Origin of the sequence: Scandinavium sp. (assembly GCF_036271055.1) — a bacterium.
Lineage (GTDB): Bacteria > Pseudomonadota > Gammaproteobacteria > Enterobacterales > Enterobacteriaceae > Scandinavium.
This window is the reverse complement of record NZ_DATBBJ010000063.1, coordinates 13427-27503: the sequence shown is the minus strand read 5'-3', so window position 1 is coordinate 27503 and position 14077 is coordinate 13427. Positions and strand designations below refer to the sequence as shown.

Annotated in this window: 15 protein-coding genes; 9 read left to right on the top strand and 6 right to left on the bottom strand. The window is 52.3% G+C overall.

Annotated features, from left to right (window positions below; all coding sequences use genetic code 11):
- Window positions 1-61 precede the first annotated feature (61 nt).
- From VH187_RS23540 to mnmE, 6 genes are all read left to right on the top strand, one after another.
- Entirely contained in the window at window positions 62-142 is an 81-nt protein-coding gene (locus VH187_RS23540; RefSeq protein ID WP_422663482.1) for a hypothetical protein, read from the top strand.
- Between the two features lie 228 nt (window positions 143-370).
- Window positions 371-511, top strand: a complete 141-nt coding sequence (gene rpmH, locus VH187_RS10630) for a 50S ribosomal protein L34 (protein ID WP_003023858.1) — start codon at window positions 371-373, stop codon at window positions 509-511.
- A gap of 16 nt (window positions 512-527) precedes the next feature.
- On the top strand, window positions 528-887 hold the full coding sequence (gene rnpA / locus VH187_RS10625) for a ribonuclease P protein component (RefSeq protein WP_042393473.1): 360 nt from the start codon (window positions 528-530) through the stop codon (window positions 885-887).
- Window positions 851-1108, top strand: coding sequence for a membrane protein insertion efficiency factor YidD (yidD, locus tag VH187_RS10620; RefSeq protein WP_329701420.1), 258 nt, complete (start codon window positions 851-853; stop codon window positions 1106-1108). The genes rnpA and yidD overlap by 37 nt, the downstream gene beginning before the upstream one ends.
- A 2-nt stretch (window positions 1109-1110) precedes the next feature.
- Complete coding sequence (yidC, locus tag VH187_RS10615; protein WP_329701419.1) at window positions 1111-2757, top strand: membrane protein insertase YidC; 1647 nt, start codon at window positions 1111-1113, stop codon at window positions 2755-2757.
- A gap of 104 nt (window positions 2758-2861) precedes the next feature.
- On the top strand, window positions 2862-4226 hold the full coding sequence (gene mnmE, locus VH187_RS10610; RefSeq protein ID WP_329701418.1) for a tRNA uridine-5-carboxymethylaminomethyl(34) synthesis GTPase MnmE: 1365 nt from the start codon (window positions 2862-2864) through the stop codon (window positions 4224-4226).
- Between the two features lie 68 nt (window positions 4227-4294).
- On the opposite strand, the gene VH187_RS10605 is transcribed toward mnmE, so the two are convergent.
- Window positions 4295-6220 (bottom strand): methyl-accepting chemotaxis protein, encoded by a 1926-nt coding sequence (locus VH187_RS10605; protein ID WP_329701592.1) that lies wholly within the window; start codon window positions 6218-6220, stop codon window positions 4295-4297.
- 606 nt (window positions 6221-6826) lie between these two features.
- On the opposite strand from VH187_RS10605, the gene VH187_RS10600 reads away from it, so the two are divergent.
- Together VH187_RS10600 and VH187_RS10595 are read left to right on the top strand one after the other, a co-directional pair.
- Complete coding sequence (locus tag VH187_RS10600; RefSeq protein WP_329701417.1) at window positions 6827-7576, top strand: 4'-phosphopantetheinyl transferase family protein; 750 nt, start codon at window positions 6827-6829, stop codon at window positions 7574-7576.
- Between the two features lie 30 nt (window positions 7577-7606).
- Window positions 7607-8173 carry an NADPH-dependent FMN reductase gene (locus VH187_RS10595; protein WP_329701416.1) on the top strand — a complete coding sequence of 189 codons (567 nt, stop codon included), beginning with the start codon at window positions 7607-7609 and terminating at the stop codon, window positions 8171-8173.
- Between the two features lie 60 nt (window positions 8174-8233).
- On the opposite strand, the gene VH187_RS10590 is transcribed toward VH187_RS10595, so the two are convergent.
- A complete protein-coding gene (locus VH187_RS10590; protein ID WP_329701415.1) occupies window positions 8234-9571 on the bottom strand; it encodes an NCS2 family permease in 1338 nt (445 codons plus the stop codon).
- A gap of 169 nt (window positions 9572-9740) precedes the next feature.
- Between VH187_RS10590 and yieH the strand changes: the two genes are divergently transcribed.
- Window positions 9741-10406, top strand: a complete 666-nt coding sequence (yieH, locus tag VH187_RS10585) for a 6-phosphogluconate phosphatase (protein ID WP_329701414.1) — start codon at window positions 9741-9743, stop codon at window positions 10404-10406.
- A gap of 82 nt (window positions 10407-10488) precedes the next feature.
- Here the strand turns inward: yieH and phoU are convergent, their stop codons facing one another.
- Genes phoU through pstC form a run of 4 tightly spaced genes read right to left on the bottom strand, consistent with a single transcriptional unit; the run spans window position 10489 to window position 13898 of the window.
- Complete coding sequence (gene phoU, locus VH187_RS10580) at window positions 10489-11214, bottom strand: phosphate signaling complex protein PhoU (RefSeq protein WP_329701413.1); 726 nt, start codon at window positions 11212-11214, stop codon at window positions 10489-10491.
- A 12-nt stretch (window positions 11215-11226) separates the two neighbouring features.
- Window positions 11227-12000 (bottom strand): phosphate ABC transporter ATP-binding protein PstB, encoded by a 774-nt coding sequence (pstB, locus tag VH187_RS10575; RefSeq protein WP_110512435.1) that lies wholly within the window; start codon window positions 11998-12000, stop codon window positions 11227-11229.
- 48 nt (window positions 12001-12048) lie between these two features.
- The gene (pstA, locus tag VH187_RS10570; protein WP_329701412.1) at window positions 12049-12939 is read right to left on the bottom strand and encodes a phosphate ABC transporter permease PstA; all 891 of its coding nucleotides are present in this window, start codon (window positions 12937-12939) and stop codon (window positions 12049-12051) included.
- On the bottom strand, window positions 12939-13898 hold the full coding sequence (gene pstC, locus VH187_RS10565; protein WP_329701411.1) for a phosphate ABC transporter permease PstC: 960 nt from the start codon (window positions 13896-13898) through the stop codon (window positions 12939-12941). The genes pstA and pstC overlap by 1 nt, the downstream gene beginning before the upstream one ends.
- Window positions 13899-14077 lie beyond the last annotated feature (179 nt).

Below are 14077 nucleotides of genomic sequence, written 5' to 3'. Positions count from 1 at the left end.
CTAAGTGTAATCGATCCTGGCTGGAGTGAGATCCGATTTCACCCGCATATTGGAAAAATTAATGCGTCGCGACAATTTTTTGCGTAATCGATCTAATAAAGATCCCGGGGGATCCTTGCGCTTTAATCGACAGGCTTTATAATCCCCCACCCGGTGCGTGTTACTCGTTGGCAGGTACCGGAACCGGTCATTTTCCATGCGAAATCGTGCGGAAATACGCGGGAAAGAAGGTAAAGAGAATTGACTCCGGAGTGTACAATTATTACAATCCGGCCTCTTTAATCACCCACACTGAAGCGGAAGTCGTTCGAAACTCGTTCGGGTATACGCAAAAGTCAGTGAATTTATTCAAGTTTAGGTAGAAATCGCCATGAAACGCACTTTTCAACCGTCTGTACTGAAGCGCAACCGTTCTCACGGCTTCCGTGCTCGTATGGCTAATAAAAATGGTCGTCAGGTTCTGGCACGTCGTCGTGCTAAAGGCCGTTCTCGTCTGACCGTTTCCAAGTAATAAAGCTAACCCCTGAGTGGTTAAGCTAGCATTTCCCAGGGAGTTACGTTTGTTAACTCCCAATCATTTCACATTCGTCTTCCAGCAGCCGCAACGGGCTGGCACGCCGCAAATCACCATCCTCGGCCGCCTAAATTCGCTGGGGCATCCCCGCATCGGTCTTACTGTCGCCAAGAAAAACGTAAAACGCGCCCATGAACGCAATCGGATTAAACGTCTGACGCGTGAGAGCTTCCGTTTACGTCAACATGAACTTCCAGCAATGGATTTCGTGGTGGTGGCAAAGAAAGGGGTTGCTGACCTCGACAACCGGGCACTCACGGAAGCGTTGGAAAAATTATGGCGTCGTCACTGTCGCCTGGCTCACGGGTCCTGATAGCCCTTATCCGGGTCTATCAGCGCCTGATTAGTCCGTTACTCGGGCCGCACTGCCGTTTCACCCCCACCTGTTCACAATACGGAATTGAGGCATTGCGCAGGTTTGGAGTGATAAAAGGCAGTTGGTTGACGGTGAAACGCGTATTAAAATGCCATCCTTTACACCCGGGTGGTGACGATCCTGTCCCACCAGGACCAACAAATACCAGAGAACACTAACGATGGATTCGCAACGCAATCTCTTTATCATCGCTTTGTTGTTCGTGTCTTTCATGATCTGGCAGGCATGGGAGCAGGATAATAATCCTCAGCCTAAGCAACAGATTACGCAGACTACGACCACCGCTGCGGGCAGCGCCGCCGACCAGGGCGTTCCGGCCAGTGGCCAGGGAAAACTGATTACGGTGAAAACCGACGTGCTGGAACTCGTCATCAACACCCGTGGTGGTGATGTTGAGCAAGCACTGCTGTTAACGTATCCGAAAACGCAGAACTCTGACGAGCCGTTTAAGTTACTGGACACCTCACCGCAGTTTATCTACCAGGCTCAGAGCGGTTTGACCGGTCGTGATGGCCCGGATAACCCGGCTAATGGCTCACGTCCGCTGTACGACATTGATAAAGATGCGTTTGTTCTGGCTGATGGACAGAATGAACTGACTATTCCGCTGACTTACACCGATAAAGCTGGCAACACCTTCACCAAAACCTTCACCCTGAAACGCGGTGGATATGCGGTGAACGTGGGCTATAACGTGAAGAATGCCGGTGATAAACCACTGGAAGTCTCCACCTTCGGTCAGCTGAAACAATCTATCGATCTGCCAGCGGCACTCGACACCAAAGGCGGCGGTCTCTCTACAATGCATACCTTCCGTGGTGCGGCTTACTCCACGCCAGACGAGAAGTATGAAAAGTATAAGTTCGACAAAATCGCCGATAACGAGAACCTGAACATCAGTTCTAAAGGCGGTTGGGTTGCGATGCTGCAGCAGTACTTTGCTACCGCATGGGTGCCGAACAACGACGGTTCGAACAACTTCTACACCACCAACCTCGGTAACGGCGTTGCGGCTATTGGTTATAAGTCTCAGCCCGTTCTGGTTCAGCCAGGTCAGGCCGCAAACCTTGCAAGCACCCTGTGGGTTGGCCCGGAAATTCAGGACAAAATGGCAGCCGTTGCGCCACACCTGGATTTAACCGTTGACTACGGCTGGTTGTGGTTCATCTCTCAGCCGCTGTTTAAACTGCTGAAGTTTATCCACAGCTTCCTCGGAAACTGGGGCTTCTCAATCATCGTTATTACCTTCATCGTTCGTGGCATCATGTACCCGCTGACCAAAGCGCAGTACACCTCCATGGCGAAGATGCGTATGCTGCAGCCGAAAATTGCGGCGATGCGTGAGCGTCTGGGCGATGATAAACAGCGTCAGAGCCAGGAAATGATGGCCCTGTATAAAGCAGAGAAAGTGAACCCGCTCGGCGGCTGCTTCCCTCTGGTTATCCAGATGCCAATCTTCCTTGCGCTGTACTACATGCTGATGGGCTCCGTTGAACTGCGTCATGCGCCGTTCGCTCTGTGGATCCACGACTTGTCCGCACAAGACCCGTACTACATCCTGCCGATCCTGATGGGCGTGACGATGTTCTTCATCCAGAAGATGTCGCCGACCACCGTGACCGACCCGATGCAGCAGAAGATCATGACCTTCATGCCGGTCATCTTCACCGTGTTCTTCCTGTGGTTCCCGTCAGGTCTGGTGCTGTACTATATCGTCAGCAACCTGGTGACGATTATCCAGCAGCAGCTGATTTACCGTGGTCTGGAAAAACGTGGCCTGCATAGCCGCGAAAAGAAAAAGTCCTGATTCGGTAGACGCCGGGTAAAGCAAAGCACCACCCGGCAAACGGAACGGTAAAGAAAGGGCGGTCATCTGACCGCCTTTTTTATATTTTGAAAAAGAGAGTAACCATGAGCCATAACGACACGATTGTTGCCCAGGCCACACCGCCAGGACGCGGCGGCGTGGGTATCCTGCGTATTTCCGGCCTGAAAGCGCGCGACGTTGCGCAGGCATTGCTCGGCAAGCTGCCCAAGCCGCGCTACGCCGATTATTTGCCGTTTCGTGATGTCGAAGGCAATACGCTGGATCAGGGCATTGCCTTATGGTTCCCCGGGCCGAACTCCTTTACTGGCGAAGACGTGTTGGAACTTCAGGGGCACGGCGGGCCGGTTATTCTCGACTTACTTCTTAAACGCATTCTGACACTGCCGGGCATTCGTATTGCCAATCCGGGGGAGTTTTCTGAACGCGCCTTCCTCAACGATAAGCTCGATTTGGCTCAGGCCGAAGCGATTGCCGACTTGATTGATGCCAGTTCCGAGCAAGCCGCACGTTCGGCGATGAACTCACTACAGGGTGCGTTTTCTGCGCGCGTTAATCATCTGGTGGAAGCGCTGACGCACCTGCGTATTTATGTCGAAGCGGCGATCGACTTCCCGGATGAAGAAATTGATTTCCTTTCCGACGGTAGAATCGAAGCTCAGCTGAACACCGTTATTGATGACCTCGACGCGGTACGTGCCGAAGCGCGTCAGGGCAGCCTGCTGCGTGAAGGCATGAAGGTGGTCATTGCAGGACGCCCAAATGCCGGTAAATCGAGCCTGTTGAACGCGCTGGCGGGTCGTGAAGCAGCGATCGTCACCGACATCGCCGGAACCACTCGTGACGTGCTGCGCGAGCACATTCATATCGACGGGATGCCGCTACATATCATTGATACTGCGGGATTGCGCGATGCCAGCGATGAAGTTGAACGTATCGGTATCGAACGCGCCTGGCAGGAAATCGAGCAAGCCGACCGCGTACTGTTCATGGTCGATAGCACCACCACCAGCGCCATCGATCCGGCAGAAATCTGGCCCGACTTTATCGCCCGTTTACCGGCGAAATTACCTATCACAGTCGTGCGCAACAAAGCGGATATGACCGGCGAAGACGTGGGTCTGAGCGATGTGAATGGTCACTCACTCATTCGTCTTTCTGCGCGTCAGGGTGAAGGTGTCGATATTCTTCGCGATCATCTCAAGCAGAGCATGGGCTTCGATACCAATATGGAAGGTGGATTCCTCGCCCGTCGTCGTCATTTGCAGGCGCTGGAAACCGCCGCAGAGCATCTGCAGCAGGGTAAAGCCCAACTGTTGGGGGCGTGGGCCGGTGAACTGCTGGCCGAGGAACTGCGCCTGTCACAGCAGGCGTTAAGCGAAATTACCGGTGAATTTACCTCTGACGATCTGTTGGGACGCATCTTCTCAAGCTTCTGTATCGGTAAATAAGCCAACCTGGTGAGCACTAACTAACCCGCATTAACAGCTTGTTAATGCGGGTTTTGTTTTTTAGAAAGCTAGAAACTGGTCCAGTCGTGATCGTTATCCGTCCCGCTTTTCCTTACCGCTGCGCCCACCACAACTTTACCGACGTTAGACTGACGCGCCGCCGTGGCCTTGAAGTTGCCTGGAATACGGAAAATGGCGACCGTTTTCTCCAGTTGAACCGCCTGCTCTTCCAGTGAATTGGCGGCGGATGACGATTCTTCTACCAACGCCGCATTTTGCTGCGTGGTGGTATCCATTTCCGTCATCGCCTGGGCAATTTGCGTGATCCCACGGCTTTGTTCATCAGTCGCCGCCGCGATTTCGCCCATGATATCGCGCATCTGCGTCACGGAGTCTTCAATTTCAGCCATCGCCACGCCCGCGCCTTCGACCAGCCCGAAGCCTTTGTCGACGTAAGAAACGGATTCGCGAATCAAGCTTTCAATCTCTTTAGCCGACTGCGCGCTGCGCTGAGCAAGATTACGCACTTCCCCGGCCACCACGGCAAAACCTTTACCCTGATCGCCTGCGCGGGCCGCTTCAACCGCAGCATTGAGCGCCAGAATATTTGTCTGGAACGCGATGCTGTTAATCACCGTCGTGATCTCAGAGATTCGGTGCGAACTGGTGCGCACGCTCTTCATGGTGTCGATAACCTGCTTCGAAATTTCGCTGCCTTCGCTGGCTTTATTCGATGCGGACTCAGAAAGCTGGCGCGCGTGGCGAGCGTTCTCAGCGTTAAGCGCGACGGTAGAGGTCATTTGCTCCATACTCGCTGCCGTTTCAACCACCGCCGCCGACTGTTGCTCCGTCCTTGATGATAAATCCATGTTCCCTGCTGCGATTTCCGACGACGCTCTCGCTACGCTGTCGACGCCTGAACGTACCTGACTGATAATATCTTTCAGATTCTCATTCATGACCGACACCGCTTGCATCAATAAACCGGGTTCATCCCGGCGAGAAGATTGCAGTTCACAGGTAAGATCACCCTGTGCAATTTTCTCCGCCACGGCCAATGTTTCATTAAGCGGACGTGTGATCATTCGGGTTATTGCCAGTGCGAGGGAAATACCCAGTAAGATCCCAATCAACGAAATAATCACCATTTGTTGTTCAGAACTATCCACCACCACCGTCAGCAGCGACTGCTCAAGATCAAACAGGGCATTGATGTTTTTCGATAACACATCCCCTTCTTTCGCTAAATTGGCCGACTGAATATTCTGATTATCCCAGGCTGCCCGATAATCATCGAGCCCGTCATTAATAACCTCAATCTTTTTAATGACCTGATCTATCCATGTCTGCTGATCGGCGGGTAAAAATGACTTCACCTGTTCAGCATCAACCTTTCCTGACGCCAGACGCTGAATCAGTATCTGCTCTTCTTCCCTGGTCGGGTTTTCTTTAAAATAACTCACCTTCGAATCAATATCACTTAACACAAATGCGACCTGAGAAGCATCCAGAGCATTTTGAGTTGTGACTGTGGTGCTGCGGCTTATCTGATCGGCAATCCCCGATTTATCATAAAGATCGCTTGATTCAATAACCTTGCCAATTTCATTTTTCCTTTTCAGGGCTTGCATGAACGGCTCGGTGCTGGAGATATAATTAGCCACGGACTGTTCTGTATCACTCAATGTCTGATGACCTTGTCCAGACCAGCTCAGCGTTTTCAACGTAGCCAGAATATCCTGCATTTTCCGTGCGGTATCCTGCGTTTTAATCATAAACGCAGGGTCCATAGTAAATTGATAACTGATACGGGCAGCCCTGGCATCGGACAACTGTTGAAACAGTTCGACGCTTAAAGCACTTTTGTATGCTTTATCTTTAATTTGCTTATAGCCGTAAACACCCGAAACCAACACGATAATTATCAAGGAAATAATAATAGCAAAACTGATGAATAATTTTTTGCTCACTTTTATGTTAGAAAACCAGGTCATTAAAATCATATATTATCCAGAACAGCCCTTTGGCTGTTGTTTTGTTAATGTGTTGTCCATGCGGCAGGAATTATCAAATGATAAAAACAGAGCAATAACTACACGGCGAAAATTCACCGAAGAGAGGTAATCACTGAGATGTAAACGTGACGTAAACTTTGCGGATAGTATAGAGTCAAGAGAATGAGTTTCAAAATATGATCGGCGGCTATTAATTACCGCACAGTTCCTGTGCATAACGTGAAAAATAGAGACCTAAATCAAATTTTTGAATCATTCTATTAATGGCCAAAGAGAAAATTTGGGATGAAACCATAAGACACGCAAATCACATCACTCAACAGACCATGCTGTATTAGTATTATTTAAAGAAGAATCCGCTAAAAATTCTGCATGCGGATATTTTAAATATCAATGCATAGAATAACGTCGTATATCTACGATATTCAGATGATAGGCGAGTGTTCGCTGGTATCCATTTTGACAACGAAAAAAAGGATAAAGGGCTCGCAGAGTAGACATTTATTTACCTGGAACAATCTATAATGCGTTCTGATGATGTATTTTGTCCTCAGTTTCATAGACCATTAATCACGGAGCGACATAATGGCGACACATTTTGCCAGAGGGATCCTTAACGACGGGCATCTTCACTCGATACGACTCTCGTCAACCTGTCATAACGAGGCACGCCAGATGCCCCAGCATCGCCGGGCGCGTTTCCTGGCCTCACGGGGGTTGCTTGCCGAGCTGCTGTTTATGCTTTACGGCATCAGTGAGCTTCCGGAAATTACCCATCAACAGGACGGCAAACCGGCTTTTCGTGACAGCAGCCAACCGCGCTTTTCTATTGCCTATGCCGGAAACATTGTCGGCGTGGTGCTAACCACTGAAGGTGAATGCGGTCTGGATATGGAACTCCAGCGCCTGACTCGCCGTTATCACAACCCGAGTGCCTCGGAAATCTATCCTTTTAGCAACAATGAAAATTTGTGGATCAAAAATCAGAACGACCCGCACGAAGCCCGTTGTCAGCTTTTGACTCTGCGACAAAGCGTTCTGAAACTCACGGGTGAAATCCAGAGCGATTCACCCCAGCTTCTCCAGTTGTTGCCAGGATCAGGCCGCCTGCGCGCCGCAAAAATGATGCAGATAGAAGCCATTTGCGATGCAGAGGACGTGCTGGTGTGGTCCATCGCGGCAACGCCTGCGATTGAGCGCCTGAAAGTGTGGGAGTTTGACAGCAAATCCGGCTGGCGGGGCTTACCCGATATTCCGTTCCGCGCCAGCGAACCCGAAGCACGCCTGATGCGTTTTACCAGCCTGCCTGCGGAAAAAGCCCTTATACTGAGTTGACCCATCATGATGAAAAATAAAGGAGTAATCATGTCTGAAGCGTTGAAAGTTGTTACGTTATTGGGAAGCCTGCGCAAAGGTTCATTTAACGGTATGGTTGCGAATACCCTGCCCAATATCGCCCCGGCGGGGATGGCGATTTCTGCCCTGCCGTCGATTGGTGACATCCCACTGTACGATGCGGATATCCAGCAGGAAGAAGGTTTCCCGCAGAGCGTCGAAGCGCTGGCGGCCCAGATTCGCGAAGCCGATGGCGTGGTGATTGTGACACCAGAGTACAACTACTCGGTGCCAGGTGGCCTGAAAAACGCCATCGACTGGCTGTCACGTCTGCCGGAGCAGCCGTTGGCGGGTAAACCGGTGCTGATTCAAACCAGTTCGATGGGCGCCATTGGTGGCGCACGCTGCCAGTATCACCTGCGTCAGATTCTGGTGTTCCTCGACGCGATGGTGATGAACAAGCCGGAATTCATGGGCGGTGTGATTCAGAACAAGGTAGACCCACAGTCGGGTCAGGTTGTGGATCAAAGCACGCTCGATCACCTCACCGGCCAGTTGACCGCCTTCGGTGATTATATTCAGCGTGTAAAAGCGTAATAAAAAAACCCGGTAGCATGCGCTTACCGGGTTTTCTCGTGCTCAGTTCAACACCGCATTTTAGTGCGCGTCGATAAACACAATCTTCAATACAAACAGCAGCGCCACGACAATCACGCAGGGGCTGAGATCGCGGAAGCGACCTGTACCGATTTTCATCACGCAGTAAGAGATGAAGCCCAGCGCGATACCTTCGGTAATCGAGAAACTGAAGGGCATCATCACCGCAGTAATAAATGCCGGAACGGCTTCTGTCAGGTCATCCCACTTCACGCGCGCAAGGCTTGACGTCATCAGCACACCGACATAAATCAGCGCACCCGCAGCAGCGTACGGCGGCACCATGCCAGCCAACGGTGAAAGGAAAATCACCAGCAGGAACAGCAGACCAACGACTACAGCGGTCAGACCGGTACGGCCACCCACGGACACGCCGGAAGAGGACTCGATATAGGCGGTAACAGAAGATGTCCCGATGAACGCGCCAGCAACAGAAGAGATACTGTCGACATACAGTGCCTGCTTCATGCGCGGGAATTTGCCTTTATCATCGGTCAGGCCCGCTTTATCGGTCACGCCGATTAAGGTGCCGGAGGAGTCGAAAAGGTTGACCAGCATGAAGGAGAAAATCACACCCGCGAGGCCGATATTAAATGAGCCAGCCAGATCGACATGACCGATAACGGAGGTCACATCCGGCGGCGTGGAAACAATCCCGCCATAGTGTACATCGCCCAGCATCCAGCCCAGCAGGGTGGTCACCACGATAGATACCAGCACCGCCGCGTGGATATTACGCGAGGCGAGAATGGCGATAATAAAGAAGCCCAGCACACCCAACAGCACGCTATGAGAGGTCAGGTTCCCGATGGTCACCAGCGTTTCTTTGTTGGCGACGATCACGCCCGCATTCTTCAGGCCCATCATGCCGATGAACAAGCCGATGCCGCTGGTGATACCCACGCGCAGGCTCATTGGGATATTGGCAATCATCCAGTAGCGGACGCGGAAAATGGTCAGCAGCAGCAGACCGACAGCGCCCCAGAAAATCGCGCCCATACCGATTTGCCAGGACAAGCCCATGGCTCCGACCACAACGAAGGCAAAGAAAGCATTCAGACCCATTGCTGGCGCAAGCGCGACAGGCAGGTTAGCGAACAGACCCATCAGGATGCTGCCGAACGCGGCAATAAGACAGGTGGTTACGAAGACCGCACTGGTATCCATGCCTGCGGCACCCAGAATCTGCGGGTTCACAAAAACGATGTACACCATCGTCAGGAACGTTGTAAAACCGGCAATCACTTCCGTGCGTGCCGTCGTTCCATGCTCGCGCAGTTTAAACACGCGCTGAAGCAGACCCTGACCTGATGTCGGGGTGGTTTGTTGTTCGCTCATCTTCTGGTTCCAAACTATGGAGGGGAAAATTCGTCGCTATCCTATACCAAAATGCGACAATAGGGAGAGTCAGGACACACTTTTTTTCATTGATTTTGCTTATACGGCAACGATTGCGTCGGGCAAATTGGTTTACGTAAACGTTAAACTTGTGACAACAGGAAACGGCATGTCCAGAATTGAAGCGGTATTTTTCGACTGTGATGGCACGCTGGTCGACAGTGAAGTGATTTGCTCCCGGGCCTACGTTCATATGTTCCGGGAATTTGGCATTACCCTTGAACTTGAAGAGATTTTTAAGCGCTTTAAAGGGGTGAAGCTGTACGAGATTATCGACACCATCAACGCTGAGCACGGCGTGAATCTGGTGAAAGAGACCTTAGAACCCGTCTATCGCGCCGAGGTCGCACGGCTGTTCGACAGCGAGCTGGAAGTCATTGCTGGCGCGAATGATTTGCTGGATGCCATGACCATCCCGATGTGTATTGTGTCGAACGGGCCGGTCAGCAAAATGCAGCACTCTTTAGGCAACACCGGTCTGTTGCATCATTTCCCGGACAAACTGTTCAGCGGCTATGACATTCAGGCGTGGAAACCCGATCCGGCGCTGATGTATCACGCAGCGAAGGCGATGAACGTTGACCCGGTGAACTGTGTGCTGGTGGACGATTCTACTGCTGGGGCGATGTCAGGCGTGGCGGCGGGCATGGAAGTGTATTATTTCTGCGCCGATCCGCACAATCAGCCGATAGACCACCCGAAGGTGACGACGTTTACCTCGTTGGATCAGTTACCAGGTTTGTGGAAAGCGCGCGGTTGGGAAGTAACACGTTAATGAAAACATGCCGGATACTACTTAGGCTTATCCGGCATGCAAAATAAGTCTGGCGGGTCAGCATTACGCGCCCGCCACACTATCACTCTTTCGGATCACGACCCGCCAGCAGCTTGTCCAGCTCATCGCCGCCCACGTGACGGAAATCCTGCCCTTTCACGAAGTAGAAGATGTATTCGCAAATGTTCTGGCAGCGGTCGCCGATACGCTCGATAGAACGGGCGCAGAACAGCGCGGTCAGGACGCTCGGAATAGTTCGGGTATCTTCCATCATGTAAGTCATTAACTGACGCACAATGCCTTCGTATTCCTGGTCCACTTTCTTGTCTTCACGGTAAATACGCACCGCTTCATCCAGATCCATACGCGCGAACGCGTCGAGCACATCATGCAGCATCTGCACGGTATGACGGCCCAGGGATTCCAGGCTGACCAACAGCGGCTGATGCTGCTGCGAGAATTTTTCCAGCGCAGTGCGGCAAATTTTATCCGCGACGTCACCGATACGTTCCAGCTCAGCGATGGTTTTGATGATCGCCATCACTAAACGCAGGTCACTCGCCGTCGGCTGACGTTTAGCGATGATGCGCACGCAGGCTTCATCAATCGCCACTTCCATCATGTTGACCTGCTTGTCGCCGTCGATAACGCGCTTCGCCAGTTCCTGATCCTGATTGTGCATTGCGGTGATAGCGTCGGAAAGTTGCTGCTCCACCAGCCCGCCCATGGTCATCACCTGGGTGCGGATATGTTCCAGCTCTGCGTTGAACTGGCCGGAAATGTGTTTGTTAAGATTGAGGTTATCCATGTGCGCTCCAAATCAACCGTAGCGGCCAGTAATGTAATCTTCAGTTTGCTTCTTAGCAGGCTTGGTGAACAGATCGTCGGTATTGCTGAATTCAATCAGTTCGCCCAGGTACATAAACGCCGTGTGGTCGGAACAACGCGCTGCCTGCTGCATGTTGTGGGTCACGATAACCACAGTGTAGTCCTGCTTCAGTTCGGTAATCAGCTCTTCAATGCGTCCAGTTGAAATCGGGTCCAGCGCTGAACATGGTTCATCAAGCAGCAGCACTTCCGGGCGAATCGCGATACCACGCGCGATACACAGACGCTGTTGCTGACCACCGGAGAGAGAATACCCGCTCTGATGCAGCTTATCTTTGGTTTCATTCCACAACGCGGCTTTGGTCAACGCCCACTGCACGCGCTCATCCATATCCGCACGTGACAGCTTTTCAAACAGGCGCACGCCGAAGGCGATGTTGTCATAAATCGACATCGGGAACGGCGTTGGTTTCTGGAACACCATCCCAACTTTCGCACGCAACAGGGCGATATCCTGGGTATTAGTCAGAATGTTATCGCCATCCAGCAGAATTTCGCCTTCTGCACGCTGCTCCGGATACAGCTCAAACATTTTGTTGAACGTACGCAGCAGCGTCGATTTGCCGCAACCCGACGGGCCGATAAAGGCTGTGACCTGATTTTTAGCGATATCCAGGTTGATGTTCTTCAGGGCATGGAATTTGCCGTAATAGAAGTTCAAATCGCGAACGGCAATTTTACCTGGGGCTGTATTCACCATACTCATCTCAATCTCTTCCTTATCCGGTGCCGCACGCAGCCGCACCGTAAAAATTTAACCGTGTTTCTGCTTCGCGAAAACGACGCGCGCCAGAATGTTCAGCAACAGTACGCACAGGGTAATGATCAATACCCCGGCCCAGGCCAGCTGTTGCCATTCGGCAAACGGGCTCATGGCAAATTTGAAAATGGTCACCGGCAGGTTGGCAATCGGCTGCATCATGTCGGTGCTCCAGAACTGGTTCGACAACGCGGTAAACAGCAGCGGAGCGGTTTCGCCTGCGATTCGCGCGACGGCCAACAGGACGCCGGTCATAATCCCGGAAATGGAGGCTTTCAGCGTGATGGCGGAAATCATCTTCCATTTCGGCGTGCCCAGCGCGTAAGCCGCTTCGCGCAGGCTGTCCGGCACCAGTTTCAGCATGTTCTCGGTGGTTCGAATTACAATCGGCACCTGCAACAGCGCCAGCGCAATCACACCCGCCCAACCGGAGAAGTGCTGCATCTTCGCCACTACAATGGTGTAAACGAACAGACCGACGACGATAGACGGGGCAGAAAGCAGAATGTCGTTGATGAAGCGAATCACTTCGGCAAGCCAGGATTTGCGGCCGTATTCCGCCAGCCAAATCCCCGCCATGATGCCCAGTGGTGTACCGACGACGGTCGACCACAGGATCAGCAGACCGCTACCTGCCAGGGCGTTTGCCAGGCCGCCACCTGCCGTGTTCGGTGGCGGCGTCATTTCGGTGAATAGCGCAATCGACATACCATCGATACCACGCGTCACGGTTGAAAACAGGATCCACACCAGCCAGAACAGGCCGAAGACCATGGTGCCCATCGAAAGCGTCAGCGCCAGGCGGTTTTTCAACCGACGACGTGCCTGCATTTTGCGGCGCGATTCAAGCAACTCGGCGCTGGTTTGCATTTCTAAAGTAGCCATTAGCGTGCCCCCTCGTTTTTCGCGAGGCGTCTTACCATCAGTTTGGAAATCGCCAGCACGATAAAGGTGATCACAAACAGGATCAGGCCCAGTTCCATCAGTGCCGCCACGTGCAGCCCGGATTCCGCTTCGGCGAACTCATTCGCCAGCGCAGAGGTGATGCTGTTGCCTGGCATATACAGTGAGGCACTGTCGAGCTGGTAGGTGTTACCGATGATAAAGGTCACCGCCATGGTTTCACCCAATGCACGACCCAGGCCGAGCATGACGCCGCCAATAACACCATTTTTGGTGAACGGCAGAACGATACGCCAGATAACTTCCCAGGTGGTGCAGCCAATGCCGTAGGCCGACTCTTTCATCATCACCGGAGTTTGTTCGAACACATCACGCATAACCGCTGCGATGTAAGGAATAATCATGATCGCGAGGATAACACCGGCTGCCAGCAGGCCGATCCCAAACGCCGGGCCAGAGAACAGCGCCCCGACAAACGGAATGGTGGAAAGCACATTGCCCACCGGCTCCTGGAAATAGGTCGCGAACAATGGCGCAAAGATAAACAGGCCCCACATGCCGTACACAATACTCGGGATGGCGGCTAACAGTTCGATGGCAATACCCAGCGGACGCTTCAGCCAGTTCGGTGCCAACTCCGTCAGGAACAGGGCGATACCGAAACTGACCGGAACGGCAATCAGCAGGGCGATAATGGAAGTGACCAGCGTGCCGTAAATCGGCACCAGAGCACCGTAAATATCGTTCGGCGCATCCCACTCTTTGGTCCACAGGAAGGAAAAACCAAATTTCTGGATGCTTGGCCAGGCGGAGATAATCAGGGACAGGATGATGCCACCCAGCATCAATAGCACAATCAGCGCCGCCAGTTTTACCAGCACGCCGAAAATGATGTCACCTTTCTTACCCGGTGGGTTAAATGCAGGCTTGGTTGCAGCCATAAATTACTCTTCTTGTTTGGGCCCGGAAGGTCGGATTCTACCTTTCTTCCACGCTAACGTAATGCCATACCCTAAATAATTCGAACTGCAGGAAGGCGGCAAGCTTGTGAATCCCCAGGAGCATAGATTAACTATGTGACTGGGGTGAACATGCGCAGCCAACACACCTGCAGCTCGAA

Bases quoted from the DNA above. Each gene is read 5' to 3' on its own strand.
- VH187_RS23540 (WP_422663482.1), top strand. From the start codon at position 62: ATGCGTCGCGACAATTTTTTGCGTAATCGATCTAATAAAGATCCCGGG.
- rpmH (WP_003023858.1), top strand. From the start codon at position 371: ATGAAACGCACTTTTCAACCGTCTGTACTGAAGCGCAACCGTTCTCAC.
- yidD (WP_329701420.1), top strand. From the start codon at position 851: ATGGCGTCGTCACTGTCGCCTGGCTCACGGGTCCTGATAGCCCTTATC.
- yidC (WP_329701419.1), top strand. From the start codon at position 1,111: ATGGATTCGCAACGCAATCTCTTTATCATCGCTTTGTTGTTCGTGTCT.
- mnmE (WP_329701418.1), top strand. From the start codon at position 2,862: ATGAGCCATAACGACACGATTGTTGCCCAGGCCACACCGCCAGGACGC.
- VH187_RS10605 (WP_329701592.1), bottom strand. From the start codon at position 6,220: ATGACCTGGTTTTCTAACATAAAAGTGAGCAAAAAATTATTCATCAGT.
- VH187_RS10600 (WP_329701417.1), top strand. From the start codon at position 6,827: ATGGCGACACATTTTGCCAGAGGGATCCTTAACGACGGGCATCTTCAC.
- VH187_RS10595 (WP_329701416.1), top strand. From the start codon at position 7,607: ATGTCTGAAGCGTTGAAAGTTGTTACGTTATTGGGAAGCCTGCGCAAA.
- VH187_RS10590 (WP_329701415.1), bottom strand. From the start codon at position 9,571: ATGAGCGAACAACAAACCACCCCGACATCAGGTCAGGGTCTGCTTCAG.
- yieH (WP_329701414.1), top strand. From the start codon at position 9,741: ATGTCCAGAATTGAAGCGGTATTTTTCGACTGTGATGGCACGCTGGTC.
- phoU (WP_329701413.1), bottom strand. From the start codon at position 11,214: ATGGATAACCTCAATCTTAACAAACACATTTCCGGCCAGTTCAACGCA.
- pstB (WP_110512435.1), bottom strand. From the start codon at position 12,000: ATGAGTATGGTGAATACAGCCCCAGGTAAAATTGCCGTTCGCGATTTG.
- pstA (WP_329701412.1), bottom strand. From the start codon at position 12,939: ATGGCTACTTTAGAAATGCAAACCAGCGCCGAGTTGCTTGAATCGCGC.
- pstC (WP_329701411.1), bottom strand. From the start codon at position 13,898: ATGGCTGCAACCAAGCCTGCATTTAACCCACCGGGTAAGAAAGGTGAC.